This window comes from Pseudomonas sp. EpS/L25 (assembly GCF_001512295.1).
GTDB lineage: Bacteria > Pseudomonadota > Gammaproteobacteria > Pseudomonadales > Pseudomonadaceae > Chryseomonas.
This window is the reverse complement of sequence record NZ_LNUP01000011.1, coordinates 288,405-306,814: the sequence shown is the minus strand read 5'-3', so window position 1 is coordinate 306,814 and position 18,410 is coordinate 288,405. Positions and strand designations below refer to the sequence as shown.

General features: G+C 63.5%; 17 protein-coding genes. 4 read left to right on the top strand and 13 right to left on the bottom strand.

The features are described from left to right. Positions 1-33: 33 nt before the first annotated feature. From atpB to rpmH, 11 genes are all read right to left on the bottom strand, one after another. Entirely contained in the window at positions 34-897 is an 864-nt protein-coding gene (atpB, locus tag AR540_RS10485; RefSeq protein ID WP_059228653.1) for a F0F1 ATP synthase subunit A, read from the bottom strand. Positions 898-914: 17 nt separating this feature from the next. Continuing rightward, positions 915-1,319: a F0F1 ATP synthase subunit I gene (locus tag AR540_RS10480; RefSeq protein ID WP_059228651.1), complete on the bottom strand. Its 405-nt coding sequence runs from the start codon at positions 1,317-1,319 to the stop codon at positions 915-917. A 146-nt stretch (positions 1,320-1,465) separates the two neighbouring features. Next, positions 1,466-2,338 carry a ParB/RepB/Spo0J family partition protein gene (locus tag AR540_RS10475; protein WP_059228650.1) on the bottom strand — a complete coding sequence of 291 codons (873 nt, stop codon included), beginning with the start codon at positions 2,336-2,338 and terminating at the stop codon, positions 1,466-1,468. A 9-nt stretch (positions 2,339-2,347) separates the two neighbouring features. After that, on the bottom strand, positions 2,348-3,142 hold the full coding sequence (locus AR540_RS10470) for a ParA family protein (protein WP_059228648.1): 795 nt from the start codon (positions 3,140-3,142) through the stop codon (positions 2,348-2,350). Between the two features lie 9 nt (positions 3,143-3,151). After that, the gene (gene rsmG, locus AR540_RS10465; RefSeq protein ID WP_059228645.1) at positions 3,152-3,796 is read right to left on the bottom strand and encodes a 16S rRNA (guanine(527)-N(7))-methyltransferase RsmG; all 645 of its coding nucleotides are present in this window, start codon (positions 3,794-3,796) and stop codon (positions 3,152-3,154) included. Beyond that, on the bottom strand, positions 3,796-5,688 hold the full coding sequence (gene mnmG, locus AR540_RS10460) for a tRNA uridine-5-carboxymethylaminomethyl(34) synthesis enzyme MnmG (protein WP_059228643.1): 1,893 nt from the start codon (positions 5,686-5,688) through the stop codon (positions 3,796-3,798). The genes rsmG and mnmG overlap by 1 nt, the downstream gene beginning before the upstream one ends. Positions 5,689-6,131: 443 nt before the next feature. Beyond that, positions 6,132-7,496: a tRNA uridine-5-carboxymethylaminomethyl(34) synthesis GTPase MnmE gene (mnmE, locus tag AR540_RS10455; RefSeq protein WP_059228641.1), complete on the bottom strand. Its 1,365-nt coding sequence runs from the start codon at positions 7,494-7,496 to the stop codon at positions 6,132-6,134. Positions 7,497-7,558: 62 nt separating this feature from the next. Continuing rightward, positions 7,559-9,274: a membrane protein insertase YidC gene (gene yidC, locus AR540_RS10450; RefSeq protein WP_059228639.1), complete on the bottom strand. Its 1,716-nt coding sequence runs from the start codon at positions 9,272-9,274 to the stop codon at positions 7,559-7,561. Positions 9,275-9,276: 2 nt separating this feature from the next. Next, positions 9,277-9,525 (bottom strand): membrane protein insertion efficiency factor YidD, encoded by a 249-nt coding sequence (gene yidD, locus AR540_RS24805; protein ID WP_082706972.1) that lies wholly within the window; start codon positions 9,523-9,525, stop codon positions 9,277-9,279. Beyond that, on the bottom strand, positions 9,518-9,919 hold the full coding sequence (rnpA, locus tag AR540_RS24800; protein WP_082707002.1) for a ribonuclease P protein component: 402 nt from the start codon (positions 9,917-9,919) through the stop codon (positions 9,518-9,520). Before rnpA ends, yidD begins: the two co-directional genes overlap by 8 nt. Positions 9,920-9,931: 12 nt before the next feature. Next, on the bottom strand, positions 9,932-10,066 hold the full coding sequence (gene rpmH, locus AR540_RS10440; RefSeq protein WP_017641476.1) for a 50S ribosomal protein L34: 135 nt from the start codon (positions 10,064-10,066) through the stop codon (positions 9,932-9,934). A gap of 525 nt (positions 10,067-10,591) precedes the next feature. On the opposite strand from rpmH, the gene dnaA reads away from it, so the two are divergent. From dnaA to gyrB, 4 genes are read left to right on the top strand one after another with little or no spacing between them, the layout of a single operon-like run. Beyond that, entirely contained in the window at positions 10,592-12,061 is a 1,470-nt protein-coding gene (gene dnaA / locus AR540_RS10435) for a chromosomal replication initiator protein DnaA (protein ID WP_059228636.1), read from the top strand. A 28-nt stretch (positions 12,062-12,089) separates the two neighbouring features. After that, positions 12,090-13,193 (top strand): DNA polymerase III subunit beta, encoded by a 1,104-nt coding sequence (dnaN, locus tag AR540_RS10430; RefSeq protein WP_058761357.1) that lies wholly within the window; start codon positions 12,090-12,092, stop codon positions 13,191-13,193. Between the two features lie 10 nt (positions 13,194-13,203). Continuing rightward, on the top strand, positions 13,204-14,313 hold the full coding sequence (gene recF / locus AR540_RS10425; protein WP_059228634.1) for a DNA replication/repair protein RecF: 1,110 nt from the start codon (positions 13,204-13,206) through the stop codon (positions 14,311-14,313). After that, positions 14,310-16,730, top strand: a complete 2,421-nt coding sequence (gene gyrB / locus AR540_RS10420) for a DNA topoisomerase (ATP-hydrolyzing) subunit B (protein ID WP_059228632.1) — start codon at positions 14,310-14,312, stop codon at positions 16,728-16,730. Before recF ends, gyrB begins: the two co-directional genes overlap by 4 nt. A gap of 385 nt (positions 16,731-17,115) precedes the next feature. Here the strand turns inward: gyrB and AR540_RS10415 are convergent, their stop codons facing one another. Further along, on the bottom strand, positions 17,116-17,865 hold the full coding sequence (locus tag AR540_RS10415; RefSeq protein WP_059228630.1) for a lysophospholipid acyltransferase family protein: 750 nt from the start codon (positions 17,863-17,865) through the stop codon (positions 17,116-17,118). Beyond that, positions 17,865-18,407 (bottom strand): D-glycero-beta-D-manno-heptose 1,7-bisphosphate 7-phosphatase, encoded by a 543-nt coding sequence (gene gmhB, locus AR540_RS10410; RefSeq protein WP_059228628.1) that lies wholly within the window; start codon positions 18,405-18,407, stop codon positions 17,865-17,867. Before gmhB ends, AR540_RS10415 begins: the two co-directional genes overlap by 1 nt. Positions 18,408-18,410: the final 3 nt, after the last annotated feature.

Below are 18,410 nucleotides of genomic sequence, written 5' to 3'. Positions count from 1 at the left end.
CGGACGCCGTCAGCAGCGTCCAGGGGCCATTCCTTAGTGACTTTCTTCGTGCGCCATCGACAGGTAGACGATGGTCAGCATCATGAAGATGAAGGCCTGCAAGGTGATGATCAGGATGTGGAACACCGCCCAGGCCCAATGCAGCACGATACCCAGACCACCCAGTGCCAGACCGTTGGCGAACATGATGGCGATCAGGATGAAGATCAGCTCGCCAGCATACATGTTGCCGAACAGTCGCAGTGCCAGCGAAATCGGCTTGGCGATCAGGGTGACGAATTCGAGCAGGAAGTTGATCGGGACCAGGATGATCTGCAGCAGCATGTTCTTGCTGCTGAAGGGGTGCAGGGTCAACTCGCCGAAGAAGCCGCCGATACCCTTCATCTTGATGCTGTAGAAGATGATCAGGGCGAACACCGACAGGGCCATGCCCAGGGTGGCATTCGGATCGGTAGTGGGCACGACGCGGAAGTAGGTGTGGTCACCGCCGATGGCCATGGCCAGCATCGGCAGCCAGTCCACCGGTACCAGGTCCATCAGGTTCATCAGGAAGATCCAGACGAAGATGGTCAGGGCCAGGGGTGCGATCAGGGCATTCTTGCCGTGGAAGGTGTCACGGACGCTGCCATCGACGAACTCGACCAGGATCTCGACCAGATTCTGCACACGACCGGGCTGGCCGCTGGTGGCCTTCTTGGCGATGCTGCGGAAAATGAACAGGAAGATCAGGCCAAGGGCGACCGACCAACCCAGGGTATCCAGGTTGAAGGCCCAGAAGCCCATGGCCTTGGCCTCGGCGGGGGTATGGGCGAAGCTCCAGCCGTTCACCGGGTGCAGGCCATAGGTCATGTTCTGCAGGTGGTGCTGGATATAAGCCGAAGCGGAGTCTGCTGCCATGTGTGCCTCGAATGCCTTTAAGGTCTAGTCGGTTTTTTCAGTAGCAGGGGGGCGCCGGCATTGACCATCAGCGTCAACAGGTAGACGCCGAACAGTGCAGGAGCCGAAAGCGGTTTTACCCCGGCAAACGCCAGTGCAAAGAGCACTGCCGTGAGAATCAGTTTGCCCGCCTCGCCCGAGTAGAAAGAACGGACGATGTCTTGGGCGGCATGGGCGCCGCGATAGCGGAACGCCTTGAACGAAAAATACAGATTGGGCAGCCAGGCAATCAGCCCGCCCAACAATCCGGAATAACCGGCGACCTTACCGACGAAGCAAAACAAGACAACGGCGGCACACGACGCGACAGCCAGTTGGACGAGCAGCAGGCGAAAGGCAGGCTGGTGATGGAAAGGCAGGCGTTTGGGCGTGCGGCGGTCCATCGGCTCGAAGTCCTCTGGTGTCGGCTTAATAGTTGTTTTCACTGGCATGCTTTGTGCCGACAAAAAGCGGGCAAAGTATAGGGGCGTGCCAGGGGTGGTTCAAGCCACCCCGGACAGATTGCCGCCCAGGCTGACAGCCATTTGTGTCAGCGAATGTGCGCCAGTACGCCTTGAAGTTCGTCCAAAGAGGTGTAGCGGATCACCAACTGGCCCTTGCCCTTCTCGCCGTGGCGGATCTGGACGCTAGCCCCCAAACGCTCGGCCAGCCGCTGCTCCAGACGGCTGATGTCGGGATCGACGACCGCCGGCTTCTCGGTGGGTTCGGCTCCGCTCAGCCACTGGCGGACCAGGGCCTCGGTCTGGCGTACCGTCAAACCCCGTGCGACAACGTGCCGCGCCCCTTCGGCCTGGCGTTTCGCTGGCAGTCCCAACAGGGCGCGGGCATGCCCCATTTCCAGTTCGCCCTTGGCCAGCAGCTCCTTGGCCTCGTCGGCCAGAGCCAGCAGGCGTAGCAGGTTGGTGACCCCCGAACGCGACTTGCCGACGGCCTCGGCCACCTGGGCCTGGGTCAGTTCGAATTCGTCCTGCAACCGCTGCAGGGCTATGGCCTCTTCCAGCGGATTGAGGTTCTGCCGCTGGATGTTCTCGATCAGCGCCAGGGCGATGGCCACCTGGTCGGGCACGTCGCGCACCAGCGCCGGGATACGGTCCAGGCCAGCCTGCTGGCTGGCACGCCAGCGGCGCTCGCCGGCGATGATCTCGTAGCGACCCTCGCCGATGGCGCGTACCACGATGGGTTGCATCAGCCCCTGGACGCGGATGGAGTTGGCCAACTCTTCCAGAGCGACCGGATCCATGTGCCGACGCGGCTGATACTTGCCACGCTGGATGATGTCCAGCGGCAGCGATTGCAGTTCGCTGACCGGTGCGGCGGCGGCCTGCTCCTGCAGGACCTTGACGCTGGCGCCACCGAGCAGGGCATCGAGGCCGCGGCCCAGTCCTCGTTTCTTCACAGCCATGGGGATTCCTTAGGCGGTCTTGGCGGTACGAGCCGCCTTGCGCTGACGTTTGACCAGCTCGCTGGCCAGCTCCAGATAGGCCACGGCGCCCTTCGAACTCTTGTCGTAGACCAGGGCGGGCATACCGTAGCTGGGCGCTTCGGCCAGACGGACGTTGCGTGGAATGATGGTTTCGTACAGCTGGTCGCCGAAATGCTGCTTGAGCTGGGCGGCGACGTCGTTGGCCAGGCCGATGCGCGGATCGAACATGGTGCGCAGCAGGCCTTCGATCTTCAGTTGCGGATTGAGCCGCTGGGCGATGTGCTGGATGCTGCCCATCAGGTCGGTCAGGCCTTCCAGGGCGAAATATTCGCACTGCATGGGGATGATCACGCCATCGGCGGCTACCAGGCCGTTGATGGTCAGCATGGACAGCGACGGCGGGCAGTCGATGAGCACGAAGTCGTAGTTGTCCCGCACCGGTGCCAGGGCGTCGCGCAGGCGACTCTCGCGGCCGGGCAGTTCCAGCAGCTCGACTTCCGCAGCGGTGACATCGCGGTTCGAGGGCAGCAGCTGGTAGCCACCGTGCTCCGAGAAGTGCATGGCGTCGATCAGGCCACAGGCGCCGGTGAGGACGTCCAGCACCGAATGCTCCAGGGCGTGCTTGTCCACCCCGCTGCCCATGGTGGCGTTACCCTGGGGATCGAGGTCGATCAACAGCACCTTGCGCCGGTTGGTGGCGGCCAGGGAAGCGGCGAGATTGATGCACGTGGTGGTCTTGCCCACTCCGCCCTTCTGGTTGGCTATCGCGTAAACCTTGGCCATGTCCCCGCCTTACCCCTCTCCAATCGTGCGGCGCAGTATCAGCAAGTGCCGCTGGCCTTGGCAACCGGGAACCGCGAGGACGTGCGCCGCCGCAACCCGGAAATCCGCTGGTAGCTTGGCCAGCTCGTCGTCGGGGTGCAGCCCCTTCATCGCCAGCCACTGTGTCTGGTCGTCACCGAGGTGGCGCGTCCAGCTGGCGAAGTCGTCGATGGCGCTGAACGCCCGCGAGACGATGCCGGTGAAGGGCGCGTCGGGCTGGTAGGCCTCGACGCGGGCATGCACCACCTCGAGATTGGCCAGGCCCAGCTCGATCTTGGCCTGGGTCAGGAAGCGGGTCTTCTTGCCGTTGCTGTCGAGCAGGGTGAAGCGCGACTCGGGATAGAGGATCGCCAAGGGGATGCCTGGCATGCCACCGCCGCTGCCCACGTCCAGCCAATTTCCTTCGGTAACGTAGGGGACGATGCTGAGACTGTCGAGCAGGTGCCGCGAGACCATCTCGTTGGGATCGCGCACCGCGGTGAGGTTGTAGGCCTTGTTCCACTTGACCAGCAGGTCCAGGTAGCCCAGCAGTCGCTCTTCCACCGTGGCGGAGAGCGTGACGCCCAGGGTCGCGGCGCCCTGGCGCAGTTCGTTGGCTTGGATCGCGCTGGCCATCAGGCACTGTGCTCCAGGCTGCGACCGGCGCTGCGCTTCTTCAGGTGGATCAGCAGCAGCGAGACCGCCGCCGGCGTGACCCCGGGGATGCGCGAAGCCTGCCCAAGGGTCTCGGGACGGGCCTGGGCCAGCTTGTGCTGGATCTCCTTGGACAGGCCGGAGATGCTGGCGTAGTCGAGCTCGGCGGGCAGGACCACGGCATCGCTGGCGCGCAGGCGCTGGATTTCGTCCTGCTGGCGATCGATGTAGCCGGCGTACTTGGTCTTGATCTCGATCTGCTCGGCGACCTGGGTCTCGGCCGGCGTCTCGCCCACCGCGGCCATCAGACCGGCATAGTCGATCTCCGGCCGGGCCAGCAGATTCTGCAGGTTGTATTCGTGGTTGAGCGGCGTGCCGAAGCGCTCGGCCACCGCCGTGCCCTGGGGTGTGCCCGGACGAATCCAGGTGGCCTTGAGGCGCTGCTCTTCCAGGGCGATGCCCTCGCGCTTGGCCTCGAACAGTGCCCAGCGCTGGTCGTCCACCAGGCCCAGTTCCCGACCCTTCTCGGTCAGGCGCAGGTCGGCGTTGTCCTCGCGCAGGATCAGCCGGTATTCGGCGCGCGAGGTGAACATCCGATAGGGCTCCTGGGTGCCCAGGGTGATGAGGTCGTCCACCAGCACGCCGAGGTAGGCCTCGTCACGGCGCGGACACCAGGCCTCACGACCCTGGGCGCGCAACGCGGCGTTGGCACCGGCCAGGAGGCCCTGGGCGCCGGCTTCTTCGTAACCGGTGGTGCCGTTGATCTGGCCGGCGAAGAACAGCCCGGCGATGACCTTGGTCTCCAGGCTATACCTGAGATCCCGCGGATCGAAGAAATCGTATTCGATGGCGTAGCCGGGTCGCAGGATGTGGGCGTTCTCCATGCCGCGCATGGAGCGCACCACCTCGAGCTGCACGTCGAAGGGCAGCGAGGTGGAGATGCCGTTGGGATAGAGCTCATGGGTGGTCAGGCCTTCTGGCTCGAGGAAGACCTGGTGGCTGTCCTTGTCGGCGAAACGATGGATCTTGTCCTCGATGGACGGACAGTAGCGCGGCCCTACCCCTTCGATCACCCCCGAGTACATGGGCGAACGGTCCAGGTTGGCGCGGATGATGTCGTGGGTACGGGCGTTGGTATGGGTGATCCAGCAGCTGACCTGAGCCGGATGCTGCTCGCGATTGCCAAGGAAGGACATCACCGGCAGCGGGGTATCCCCGGGCTGCTCGGTCATCACCGAGAAGTCCACCGAGCGACCGTCGATACGCGGCGGCGTGCCGGTCTTCAGGCGCGAGACCCGCAGCGGCAATTCTCTCAGGCGTTGGGCCAGGGCGATGGCCGGCGGATCCCCGGCTCGTCCACCGCTGTGGTTCTGCAGGCCGATGTGGATAAGACCGCCGAGGAAGGTCCCGGCGGTCAGCACCACGTTGTCGGCATGGAATTTCAGGCCCATCTGGGTGATCACGCCAGCGACACGATCGCCCTCGACGATGAGGTCATCGCAGGCCTGCTGGAATATCCACAGGTTCGGCTGGTTTTCCAGGGTGTAGCGAATCGCCGCCTTGTACAGCACGCGGTCGGCCTGGGCGCGAGTGGCGCGCACGGCAGGTCCCTTGCGGCTGTTGAGAATACGGAACTGGATACCGGCCAGGTCAGTGGCCGCGGCCATGGCGCCGCCCAGGGCATCGATCTCCTTGACCAGATGGCTCTTGCCGATGCCGCCGATGGCGGGGTTGCAGCTCATCTGGCCGAGAGTTTCCACATTATGCGTGAGCAGCAGGGTGCGCACACCCATGCGGGCGGCCGCCAGGGCCGCTTCGGTACCGGCATGGCCGCCACCGATCACGATGACGTCGAAACGGGAAGGAAAGTCCACCACGCACCTCGTGCCTGTTGGCAGGAATTCGAAGGAAAGCCGGCAAGTATAAGGCCTGGGCTTAGCTTGCAGAAGGGCTCTGGCCAAAAAATGATCAGGTACCGCTGTAGCGACTCAATATAAACAATAGGGAAGAAATGTTTAAAAGGACTGATATAGAGCTTATGTATATGCAGGCCCTTCGCTGTGGATAAGCTTGTCCAACCCTTTGCAGGCCTGGGCTGGGGAAAACCTGAACCCCGTGCGCGTCTTGTGCGGTGGGTGATCACAAGCTCTCAGCATCCTGTGGATCCTTTGCCTGCTTATCCACAACGCAGGTCATGGACAGGTCGTGCACCGATTTATGGGCAGACCTCAGGCGGGTTTATCAACAGGGCTCTGGAAGGGGGAAGTGAGGACGGACAAGGCCTGCATTGCACAGGCCTGATACAGCGGAGAGGGACTTACTTGCCGATGCAGAAGCTGGAGAAGATGCGGCCGAGCAAGTCGTCGGAGCTGAAGGCGCCAGTGATCTCGCCAAGCACCTGCTGGGCCTGGCGCAGATCCTCGGCCAGCAGTTCGCCCGAGCCAGCCAGGGTGAGCTGCCGATAGCCGTGATCCAGGGCACTGGCGGCACGCTGCAGGGCGTCCAGATGGCGGCGCCGGGCGCTGAAGCCGCCCTCAGTGGTCTGCTCGAAGCCCATGCAGGCCTTGAGGTGTTCGCGCAGGGCCTCGACACCCTGGCCATCGGTGGCGCTGAGGGCGATCTCGACCGTCTCGTCGTGGGCGACAAGGCCAGTCGCCTCGCCGGTAAGGTCGGCCTTGTTGCGGATCACCGTCAGCTTGTCCAGCGGCGGCCGGGTACTGAGCAATTCCGGCCAGAGCGCCTGGGGATCCCGGGCTTCCGGAGCGCTGGCGTCCACCACCAGCAGCACGCGATCGGCGCTGGCGATGGCGTCCAGGGCGCGCTGGACCCCAATCTGCTCGACCCGGTCGTCGGTATCGCGCAGACCGGCGGTATCGACCACATGCAGCGGCATGCCATCGAGGTGGATATGTTCGCGCAGGACATCCCGCGTGGTACCGGCGATGTCGGTGACGATGGCCGCCTCGCGCCCGGCCAGGGCATTGAGCAGGCTGGACTTGCCGGCGTTGGGTCGACCGGCGATCACCACGGTCATGCCGTCGCGCAAGAGGGCACCGCGATTGGCCTCGCGCTGGACGTCGCACAGTTCCGCCTGGACGTCCTCCAGTAGGCCCTGCACCTTGCCATCGGCGAGGAAGTCGATCTCCTCCTCGGGGAAGTCGATGGCGGCCTCGACGTAGATGCGCAGGCGGATGAGCTGCTCGACCAGGCTTTCCACCCGCCGGGAGAATTCACCCTGCAGCGACCTCAGGGCATTGCGTGCGGCCTGTTCGGTGCTGGCCTCGATGAGGTCGGCGATGGCCTCTGCCTGGGCCAGGTCGAGCTTGTCGTTGAGGAAGGCGCGCTCGCTGAATTCACCCGGCCGGGCCAGACGCGCCCCCTCTTCCAGGGTGCGGCGCAGCAGCAGGTCGAGGATCACCGGGCCGCCATGGCCCTGCAGCTCCAGCACGTCTTCGCCGGTGAAGGAATTCGGCCCGGGAAAGAACAGCGCGATGCCGGCATCCAGCACGCTGCCGTCGGCGGCGAGGAAGTTGCCGTAGTGGGCATGTCGCGGGGGCAGCTCGCGGCCGCAGATCGCCCGCGCCAGGGGGGCGGCCAGGGGCCCGGAGACGCGGACGATGCCGACGCCACCACGACCGGTGGCAGTGGCGATGGCCGCGATGCTGTCGGAAGGCAGAGCCATGACGATCCTCCAGAAAGCACGACGCCCCAATCAAGGGGCGTCGTGTGGATAGGTGAGCGAGATCAGGCCTTCTTGCTGGCCGCCTCGATCTTCCGGGTAATGTACCACTGCTGCAGGATCGACAGGCAGTTGTTGACGATCCAGTACAGCACCAGGCCGGCCGGGAACCACAGGAAGAAGAAGGTGAAGACGATGGGCATCATCTTCATCACCCGTGCCTGCATGGGATCCGGCGGTGCCGGGTTCAGCATCTGCTGTACCAGCATGGTGCCGCCCATGATGATCGGCAGGATGAAGTAGGGATCCTTGGCCGACAGGTCGGTGATCCAGAACATCCAGGGCGACTGGCGCATCTCGACGCTTTCCAGCAGCACCCAGTACAGCGCCAGGAACACCGGCATCTGTACCACGATGGGCAGGCAGCCACCGAGCGGATTGATCTTCTCCTTGCGGTACAACTCCATCATCGCCTGGGACATCTTCTGGCGATCGTCACCATGCTGTTCCTTCAGCGCCTGCAGTCGCGGGCCGACGGCACGCATGCGCGCCATGGAGCGGTAGCTGGCGGCGGACAGCGGGAAGAACAGCAGCTTGATGATGATGGTCAGGACGATGATCGACCAGCCCCAGTTACCCAGGATGCTGTGGATATGTTGCAGCAGCCAGAAGATCGGCTGGGCGATGAACCACAGGAAGCCGTAGTCGACGGTCAGTTCCAGACCGTGGGACAGGGTCTTCAGGTGTTCCTGGATCTTCGGACCGGCGTAGAGGGTGACCGAGGTCTCGCCCTTGCCACCCGCCGGTACGCTGAATTGCGGACCGGTGAAGCCGACGATGTAGTTGCCCTGGCCGTCCTTGCGGGTATAGAGCTGGTCCTGCTGGTCCTGGTTCGGCACCCAGGCGGTGACGAAGTAGTGCTGCAGCCAGCCGACCCAGCCACCCTGCACGGTTTCCTGCAGGCGGTGCTTGTCCATGTCGCTCATGGACACCTTGCGATAGGGCTCGGCGGGAGTACCGACCGCGGCGCCCAGGTAGGTGGACACGCCGGTGGCGGTGGTGGCCGAGGGATCGCCGCTGTTGTCACGCTTGAGCTGGGCGTAGAGCACGCCGTTCCAGGCCTTGGCGCTCTGGTTGTCGACCAGGTAGCTGACCTGGATCTGGTAGGCGTCCGGGTTGATGCAGGTGATCTTCTTCTGCGCCTTCTCGGCATCCGAGCAGTCGACCTTCAGCCCACGGTGGAAGGTGAATCTCTTGATGTAATCCACGCCATTGGCCTGGTACTTCAGATCCACCACCAGCTGCTGCTGGCCATCGGCGAGCACATAGCTGGACTGCGCCGAGGAGTACAGTGGCCGACCGGCGCTGTTGGCGTCGGGACCGTCGGTACCGGTCAGGCCACTCTGGGCCAGGTAGAGGCGCTCGTTGCCGTTGTCGAACAGCGCGAAGGGCACATCGGGGTGGTCCTGGCGACGCGGGTATTGCACCAGTCCGAGCTGGACGATGTCGCCGCCACGGGGGTCGATGGCCAGGTCCAGGACGTCGGTGCGTACCTTGATGAGCGCAGTGCTCGGCTTGGCGGTCGCGTTATCCACCGGAGCGGCGGCCTTGGCATCGGCCGGTACGTCGGTGGGCACGTTGGGGGTATCGCCCGGCAGGACGCTGGTCTGCGTCTTGGCCGTGGGCAATTCGGCCTGGCCGTAATCCTTGTTCCACTGGAAAACCAGGGTGTAGGACACGATCGCCAGGGCGGCAATGAGTAGCGGGCGCTTGATATCCATGTTTACTCGGCCATCGAAGAGGTCGGGGCTGGGTTCTTTGCGGGAGGAACGGGATCGTATCCGCCTGGATGCCAGGGATGGCACCGGCACAGACGCCTTGTGGTCAGCCAGCCACCACGCAGCAGCCCGTGGCGCTCGATGGCTTCGAGGGCGTAACCGGAACAGGTCGGATAGAAACGACAGTGACTGGCCATCATGGGGCTGATGGCATAACGGTATAAGCGAATCAGCAGCAGGGCCGGTTTACGCATGAGCACCGTCGGGACTGTCGGTTGGGTGGACAACAGCCTTGGTCGCTTGGCGATTCAGACGTTTCCACAGTTGCAGCAGTTGGTCGTGCAATTCGGGATTGCCGACTTCGCCAAGCCCTTTCCGGGCGACGAAGACCAGATCGAAACTGCCGAGGCGGTCCTGATTCAGACGGAAGGAATCTCGGATGACCCGCTTGATGCGATTGCGCTCGACGGAAAGCTTGACGCTTTTCTTGCCGATGACCAGCCCCAGGCGGGAATGGTCGAGCCCATTGGCATGGGCGAGCAGCAGCAGGTGCTTGCCGGATGCCTTGTGGGTGGGAGAGTCAAAGACCGCTTGGAACTGTTGGGAGCTCAGTAAGCGCCTGTCCCGACCGAAACCCTGACTCACCACCTGACCGGGCAATCAGATCGCCAGACGCTTGCGGCCTTTGGCACGGCGACGGGCGAGAACCTGACGGCCGTTCTTGGTTGCCATACGAGCACGGAAACCGTGGACACGGGCGCGCTTCAGGGTGCTGGGTTGGAAGGTGCGTTTCATGGACTTTTACCTAGGTGAAAGCGGCAAGGCATGAGCGCCCCGCGCAAAGAGACCGGGGATTCTAGAGAAAGCCGCGGTGCAGGTCAATTTCCAACCAACGCCGGCTGACGGACCAGGGCGTAAACAAAATCAACAGGTCAGAAGGTTTTAAAGGACTGTTGAAGTGAATATGTATGGATAAGTCGATTTCTGTGGATAGATCCTTGAATGGCAGATGCTGCCTGAGCCGAGCGGGAGCGGGAAGGCTGTTTCCAACAGGTGTGGTAGCCGTGCTTAGCCTGAACAGAGCCTGTGGATAAAGGAGCAGGTTACGCACACCCGGATTATCCACAGCGTAAACCCGGTAGATGTCCAGAGAGGCCAGGCGGCGTTATCCACAGAGCCCAGGGTTGCCGAGGGGATGCCTGACTGACCAGCCCCCATTCGCTGGGAAACCATGCAGCCGTGTGGATAACCTGGGTGGGGAGGGATACAATGGGCGTTTGCTCATGGCCCGCACGGGCCGCGAAAGTCCCGGGAGACGCTGTGTCGGTCGAACTCTGGCAACGTTGCGTGGATGTGCTGCGCGACGAATTGCCCTCGCAACAATTCAATACCTGGATCCGGCCACTGCAGGTGGAAGCGGAAGGGGATGAGCTGCGGGTGTTCGCGCCCAACCGCTTCGTGCTCGATTGGGTCAACGAAAAGTACCTGAGCCGGATTCTCGAATTGCTCGAGGAGCACGCCGACGATGGCATCGCGCCGGTGCTTTCCTTGTTGATCGGCAGCAAGCGCAGCAACAAGCCGCGGGCCGCCCAGACGCCCAGTAGCCCGAGCGTGCCCCTGCCGCCACCGGTGCAGGCACCGCAACCGATCCAGTCGGACATCGTCACCGCAGGCGTGGCCCTGGAAGACGTGACCGCGGAACTGGCCGAGGCCGACGAGCCAGCGGTGAAGACCGAGCGTACCGTACAGGTGGAGGGCGCGCTCAAGCACACCAGCTATCTCAACCGTACCTTCACCTTCGAGAACTTCGTCGAGGGTAAATCCAACCAGCTGGCCCGCGCCGCGGCCTGGCAGGTGGCGGACAACCCCAAGCATGGCTACAACCCGCTCTTCCTTTATGGAGGCGTGGGTCTGGGTAAGACCCACCTGATGCATGCGGTGGGCAACCACTTGCTCAAGCGCAATCCGAACGCCAAGATCGTCTACCTGCATTCGGAGCGCTTCGTCGCCGACATGGTCAAGGCGCTGCAGCTCAACGCCATCAACGAATTCAAGCGCTTCTACCGTTCGGTGGATGCGCTGCTGATCGACGATATCCAGTTCTTCGCCCGCAAGGAGCGTTCGCAGGAGGAGTTTTTCCACACCTTCAATGCCCTGCTCGAAGGTGGACAACAGGTGATCCTCACCAGCGACCGTTATCCCAAGGAGATCGATGGCCTGGAGGAGCGGCTCAAGTCGCGCTTCGGCTGGGGTCTCACCGTGGCGGTGGAGCCGCCGGAGCTGGAGACGCGGGTGGCGATCCTGATGAAGAAGGCCGATCAGGCCAAGGTCGACCTGCCCCACGATGCGGCCTTCTTCATCGCCCAGCGCATCCGCTCCAATGTCCGTGAGCTGGAAGGCGCGCTCAAGCGGGTGATCGCCCATGCCCACTTCATGGGCCGCGACATCACCATCGAGCTGATCCGCGAATCGCTCAAGGATCTCTTGGCGTTGCAGGACAAGCTGGTCAGCATCGACAACATCCAGCGCACCGCGGCCGAGTACTACAAGATCAAGATCGCCGATCTGCTGTCGAAACGCCGCTCGCGCTCGGTGGCCCGACCGCGGCAGGTCGCCATGGCGCTGTCCAAGGAATTGACCAACCATAGCCTGCCGGAAATCGGCGACGCCTTTGGCGGACGCGATCATACGACGGTGTTGCACGCCTGTCGCAAGATCGCCGAACTTCGGGAATCCGACGCGGATATTCGCGAGGATTACAAGAACCTGCTGCGTACCCTGACCACCTGACGGACGCGGCCCTGGCAAGGACCTGACCATGCATTTCACCATTCAACGCGAAGCCCTGTTGAAACCGCTGCAGCTGGTGGCCGGTGTCGTGGAACGTCGGCAAACGCTGCCGGTGCTGTCCAACGTACTCCTGGTCGTGGAAGGCCAGCGGTTGTCCCTCACCGGTACCGACCTGGAAGTCGAGCTGGTGGGCCGGGTCGAGCTGGAAGAAGCCGCCGAGGCCGGCGAGATCACCGTGCCGGCGCGCAAGCTGATGGACATCTGCAAGAGCCTGCAACCTGATGCGCTGATCGACATCCGCACCGAGGAGCAGAAGCTGCTGATCCGTTCCGGGCGCAGCCGCTTCACCCTGTCCACCCTGCCGGCCAATGACTTCCCCACCGTGGAGGAAGGTCCGGGTTCGCTGAAGTTCAGCATTCCCCAGGGTCGCCTGCGTCGCCTGATCGAACGCACCGGCTTCGCCATGGCCCAGCAGGACGTGCGCTACTACCTCAACGGCATGCTGCTGGAAGCCAGCACCGGGCGCCTGCGCGCCGTGGCCACCGACGGTCACCGCCTGGCCATGTGCATGCTGGAGGCCGATGTCGAGCAGGCCGAGAAGCACCAGGTCATCGTGCCGCGCAAGGGTATTCTGGAGCTGTCGCGCCTGCTCACCGAACCGGAAGAGCCGGTCAATGTGGTCCTTGGCCAGCACCACATCCGCGCCACCACCGGCGACTTCACCTTCACCTCCAAGCTGGTGGACGGCAAGTTCCCCGACTACGAGCGCGTGCTGCCGCGCCACGGCGACAAGCTGGTCCTCGGTGAGCGCCAGCATCTGCGCGAGGCCTTCAGCCGTACCGCCATTCTCTCCAACGAGAAATACCGCGGCATCCGCCTGCAGCTGGAAAACGGCTTCATGAAGATCCAGGCCAACAACCCGGAGCAGGAAGAGGCCGAGGAAGAACTGCAGGTCGACTACGACGGCGGCAGTCTGGAGATCGGCTTCAACGTCAGCTACCTGCTCGATGTCCTGGGCGTGATGACCACCGACCAGGTGCGCATCACCCTGTCCGATTCCAGCAGCAGCGCGCTGTTGCAGGAGGCGGGCAACGATGACTCCTCCTACGTCGTGATGCCGATGCGCCTCTGATCGCCACTCGATGACGCTGATCCGCTTCACTGCCGACCGCCTGCGCAACCTGCAGGCGGTCGCGCTTCAGCCCTCGCCGCGGGTCAACCTGTTGCACGGTGCCAACGGCAGTGGCAAGACCAGCCTGCTGGAAGCCATCCACCTGCTGGGGCTGGCACGTTCCTTTCGCAGTACCAAGCTGGCGCCGGTCATCCAGCACGAGCAGGCCAGTTGCACGGTATTCGGCCAGGTACGGCTGCCCGGTGGCCAGGACTGCAACCTGGGTATCCAGCGTGAGCGTGGCGGCGACTACCAGATCCGCATCAATGGCGAGAATGCCCGTAGCGCGGCGCAGTTGGCTGAGGTACTGCCACTGCAGCTGATCAACCCGGATGGCTTCCGCCTGCTCGAAGGCAGTCCCAAGATCAGACGGCAGTTTCTCGACTGGGGCGTGTTCCACGAAGAACAGCGTTTCCTGCCGCTGTGGCAACGCCTGCAAAAGGCGCTCAGGCAGCGAAATCACTGGCTCAGACGTGGTAAAATCGACCCTGCGGCGCAGGCCGCCTGGGATCAGGAACTGGCCCTGGCCAGCGGCGAGATCGATGGCTTTCGCCAGGCCTATATCCAGCGCCTGAAGCCGGAGTTCACCGCGGTGCTGGCCGAGCTGATCCAGCTCGACGGCCTGACCTTGAGTTACTACCGCGGCTGGGACCGCGAGCGCGATCTGCGCGAGGTGCTGGCGGACAGTCTGCCGCGGGATCTACAGCTGGGGCATACCCAGGCCGGTCCGCAGCGCGCCGACCTGCGGATCCGCATCGGCAATCACAACGCGGCGGACATCCTGTCGCGCGGCCAGCAGAAGCTGGTGGTGTGCGCACTGCGCATCGCCCAGGGGCGGCTGGTCAACCAGGTCAAGCGAGGCCAGTGCGTCTATCTCATTGACGACCTGCCTTCGGAGCTGGACGAGGGACACCGGCTGGCCCTGTGCCGGCTGCTGGAGGCACTGGAGTGCCAAGTATTCATCACCTGTGTCGAGCGCGAGACGCTACAGGCCGCCTGGCGGCCGGAGACAGAGGTCAGCGTGTTCCACGTGGAACACGGCCATATCAAGCAGACCCACACTAGCGGGAGCCAAGCATGAGCGAGACCAATACCTACGACTCTTCCAGCATCAAGGTGCTGAAGGGACTGGATGCCGTGCGCAAGCGCCCCGGCATGTACATCGGTGACACCGATGACGGCACGGGCCTGCACCACATGGTCTTCGAGGTGGTGGACAACTCCATCGACGAGGCGCTGGCGGGCTTCTGCAGCGAGATCAGCATCACCATCCACATGGACGAGTCCATCACCGTACGCGACAACGGTCGCGGCATCCCGGTGGATATCCACAAGGAAGAAGGCGTTTCGGCGGCCGAGGTCATCATGACCGTGCTGCACGCCGGTGGTAAGTTCGACGACAACACCTACAAGGTGTCCGGCGGCCTGCACGGCGTGGGCGTCTCGGTGGTGAATGCCCTGTCCAAGGAGCTGCGGCTGACCATTCGCCGCGCCGGCCAGGTGTGGGAACAGGTCTATGTGCACGGTGTGCCCCAGGCGCCGCTGGCGGTGATCGGCGAGACCGATACCACCGGTACCCAGGTGCACTTCAAGCCGTCGGCCGAGACCTTCAACAACATCCAGTTCAGCTGGGACATCCTGGCCAAGCGCATCCGCGAGCTATCCTTCCTCAACTCCGGCGTCGGCATCCTGCTGCGTGACGAGCGCACTGGCAAGGAAGAGCTGTTCAAGTACGAAGGTGGCCTGCGTGCCTTCGTCGACTACCTGAACACCAACAAGAGTGCGGTGAACCAGGTGTTCCACTTCCAGGTACAGCGCGAGGACGATGGTGTCGGCGTGGAAGTGGCGCTGCAGTGGAACGACAGCTTCAACGAGAACATCCTCTGCTTCACCAACAACATTCCGCAGCGCGATGGCGGTACCCACCTGGCGGGCTTCCGCTCGGCGCTGACGCGCAACCTGAACAACTACATCGAGGCCGAGGGCCTGGCGAAGAAGTTCAAGGTCGCTACCACCGGTGACGATGCCCGCGAAGGCCTGACCGCCATCATCTCGGTCAAGGTGCCGGATCCCAAGTTCTCCTCCCAGACCAAGGACAAGCTGGTCTCCTCCGAGGTGAAGACCGCGGTGGAACAGGAGATGGGCAAGCACTTCTCCGACTTCCTGCTGGAGAATCCCAACGAAGCCAAGGCGGTGGTCGGCAAGATGATCGACGCCGCCCGGGCTCGGGAAGCGGCGCGCAAGGCGCGTGAGATGACCCGCCGCAAGGGCGCCCTGGACATCGCCGGACTGCCCGGCAAACTGGCGGATTGCCAGGAAAAGGATCCGGCGCTGTCCGAACTCTACATCGTGGAGGGTGACTCCGCCGGTGGTTCGGCCAAGCAGGGCCGCAACCGGCGCACCCAGGCGATCCTGCCGCTCAAGGGCAAGATCCTCAACGTCGAAAAGGCACGTTTCGACAAGATGCTTTCCTCCCAGGAAGTGGGCACCCTGATCACCGCCCTGGGCTGCGGCATCGGTCGCGAAGAGTTCAACATCGACAAGCTGCGCTACCACAACATCATCATCATGACCGATGCCGATGTCGACGGTTCGCACATCCGCACCCTGTTGCTGACCTTCTTCTTCCGCCAGATGCCGCTGCTGATCGAACGGGGCTACATCTACATCGCCCAGCCGCCGCTGTACAAGGTGAAGCGTGGCAAGCAGGAGCAGTACATCAAGGACGACGAGGCGATGGAGGAATACCTGACCCAGACCGCCCTCGAGGAAGCCAGCCTGCACGTCAACGAGAACGCCCCGGGGCTGTCCGGCGTCGAACTCGAGAAGCTGGTGAACAGCTATCGCCAGGTGATGAAGACCTTCAAGCGACTGTCACGGCTGTATCCGGCCGACGTCAGCGAACACCTGCTGTACCTGCCCCGCGTCGGCGTGGAGCAGCTGGGTGACGAGGCGGCCATGCGCCAGTGGCTGACCGGTCTGGAAGCGCGCCTGAAGGCCGCCGAGCGCAATGGCACCACCTACACCCTGAGCCTGCGTGAAGATCGCGAGCGTAGCCTGTGGCTGCCGGAAGTCGAGACCCGTGCTCATGGCCTGTCCAGCTACGTCACCTTCAACCGGGACTTCTTCGGCAGCAACGATTACCGCCTGGTGACCGAACTGGCCGCCCAGCTGGACAACCTGCTGGAAGAAGGCGCCTATGCCAAGCGCGGCGAACGCCGGCGCCCGGTGAGCACCTTCAAGGAAGCCTGGGAATGGCTGATGAACGAGACGAGCAAGAGATTCAACATCCAGCGCTACAAGGGGCTGGGTGAGATGAATCCGGATCAGCTGTGGGAAACCACCATGGACCCGAACGTGCGTCGCATGCTGCAGGTGACCATCGAGGACGCCATCGCCGCCGACCAGATCTTCAATACCCTGATGGGCGATCAGGTGGAACCGCGCCGCGACTTCATCGAGAGCAACGCCCTGGCGGTATCCAACCTCGACGTCTGATCGGACTCGGTTATGCACAAGCCCCGCCATGCGGGGCTTTTTTGTGGAAAACATTCTGGCTAGAGAGGACGGCACTTTCGTTCCCAGACCGGAACACCGCTCATCTTATAGCCAGATGTTTTGTGGATAGTTTTGCTCAGTGCCTTTTCGCCAGTCTGCCGAAAACGGGCAAAGAGGCCGTGCCATGCGGCATAGAGACACAGGCTATAACGGCGGGTCCTGTGGATAAGCCTGGGAATAAGCTTGTAGGTACTTGTGGAACGCCATCCGTTCGGAGTAGGCAGTCTTTCGCTAGGGCTCTGCCGAGCTGGGTGGAGCCTGTGGATAAGTCTGTGGGCAAACGGAGGAAAACAAGGGGGATCGGCAGGCCACGGGGGCCTGGCGGTCAGGCCACGCAGCGCTGCGCCTGGCTGGCATCGGGCCTGGGGGTGAGGGCCTGTTCGATGAAGGCGAAGCAGCGAGCGTTGAGGTCGACGATGGCACGCGGATCCTGGCCCTGGGGATAGAGCAGCGGGCCGATGCGGACCTTGATGGTCCCCGGCGACTTGATCCAGGAGCGATTTGGCCAGTAGGCGCCGGCATCGTGGGCGATGGGCAGGATGGGCACGTTCAGGCTGCAGGCCAGGGCCGCACCCCCGCGGGAGAACTTGCCCATCTGGCCGTGATCGACCCGGGTGCCCTGGGGAAAGATCAGTACCCAGCAACCCTGGGCCAGATAGCGGCCGCCCTGCTCGGTCAACTGCTGCAAGGCCAGCTTGCCGTTGTCGCGGTCGATGGCGATGGGCTTGAGCAGGGAAAAGGCCCAGCCGAAGAAGGGAATCCGTAGCAATTCGCGCTTGATCACCTGAGAGGTGGGGTCGAACTGGGCGGAGAGGAAGAAGGTCTCCCAGGTACTCTGGTGGTTGGCCACGATCACGCAGGGCTGCGCCGGGACGTGCTCCAGGCCTTCGATTTCATAGCGGATGCCGCAGACGACCTTGGCCAGCCAGACGGCGAAGCCGGTCCAGGCCTTGACTACCAGGCGGTAGCGGGCGCGATAGGCCAGGAAGGGTGCGATCAGCAGGCTGACGCAGGACCAGAGGATGCCGCTGGTGCCCAGCAGCAGGTAGAACAGCAGGGTACGCAAGAGCCGCATCAGGGCGCTTCCTCCAGCAGGTGATCGACCACCGCAGCCAGATCGGCGAAGACCCGGGTACCGGATGGCAAAGGCTTGGCCAGGGTGCGCTCGCCCTTGCCGGTCCGCACCAGGTAGGGCGTACAGCCCAGGGCCAGGCCGGCTTCCAGGTCGCGCAGGCTATCGCCGACCACGGGAATGCCGGCGAGATCGCTGCGACCATAATGGGTGGCGATGGCACGAAACAGACCGGGTAGTGGCTTGCGGCAGTCGCATGCCGCTTCCGGGCCATGGGGACAGTGCAGGATCAGATCGACCCGACCGCCCTCCTCCGCCAGCAGGCGCTGCAGCTTCTCGTGCATGGCCGCCAGGTCGTCTTCGGTAAAGTAACCGCGCGCCAGGCCGGACTGGTTGGTGGCCACGGCCACCTGCCAGCCGGCCCGCTTCAGCCGGGCTATGGCGGCGAGGCTGCCGGGCAACGGTTGCCACTGCTCGGCGCTGCGCACGTAGTCATCGGAATCGACATTGATGACGCCGTCGCGGTCCAGCACGATCAACTTCATGCC

Excerpts from the sequence above, each read along its gene's own strand:
- AR540_RS10480 (WP_059228651.1), bottom strand. The coding sequence starts at position 1,319 with ATGGACCGCCGCACGCCCAAACGCCTGCCTTTCCATCACCAGCCTGCC.
- dnaN (WP_058761357.1), top strand. The coding sequence starts at position 12,090 with ATGCATTTCACCATTCAACGCGAAGCCCTGTTGAAACCGCTGCAGCTG.
- atpB (WP_059228653.1), bottom strand. The coding sequence starts at position 897 with ATGGCAGCAGACTCCGCTTCGGCTTATATCCAGCACCACCTGCAGAAC.
- AR540_RS10415 (WP_059228630.1), bottom strand. The coding sequence starts at position 17,865 with ATGCGGCTCTTGCGTACCCTGCTGTTCTACCTGCTGCTGGGCACCAGC.
- AR540_RS10470 (WP_059228648.1), bottom strand. The coding sequence starts at position 3,142 with ATGGCCAAGGTTTACGCGATAGCCAACCAGAAGGGCGGAGTGGGCAAG.
- gyrB (WP_059228632.1), top strand. The coding sequence starts at position 14,310 with ATGAGCGAGACCAATACCTACGACTCTTCCAGCATCAAGGTGCTGAAG.
- gmhB (WP_059228628.1), bottom strand. The coding sequence starts at position 18,407 with ATGAAGTTGATCGTGCTGGACCGCGACGGCGTCATCAATGTCGATTCC.
- rpmH (WP_017641476.1), bottom strand. The coding sequence starts at position 10,066 with ATGAAACGCACCTTCCAACCCAGCACCCTGAAGCGCGCCCGTGTCCAC.
- recF (WP_059228634.1), top strand. The coding sequence starts at position 13,204 with ATGACGCTGATCCGCTTCACTGCCGACCGCCTGCGCAACCTGCAGGCG.
- rsmG (WP_059228645.1), bottom strand. The coding sequence starts at position 3,796 with ATGGCCAGCGCGATCCAAGCCAACGAACTGCGCCAGGGCGCCGCGACC.
- AR540_RS10475 (WP_059228650.1), bottom strand. The coding sequence starts at position 2,338 with ATGGCTGTGAAGAAACGAGGACTGGGCCGCGGCCTCGATGCCCTGCTC.
- yidD (WP_082706972.1), bottom strand. The coding sequence starts at position 9,525 with ATGCGTAAACCGGCCCTGCTGCTGATTCGCTTATACCGTTATGCCATC.
- mnmE (WP_059228641.1), bottom strand. The coding sequence starts at position 7,496 with ATGGCTCTGCCTTCCGACAGCATCGCGGCCATCGCCACTGCCACCGGT.
- yidC (WP_059228639.1), bottom strand. The coding sequence starts at position 9,274 with ATGGATATCAAGCGCCCGCTACTCATTGCCGCCCTGGCGATCGTGTCC.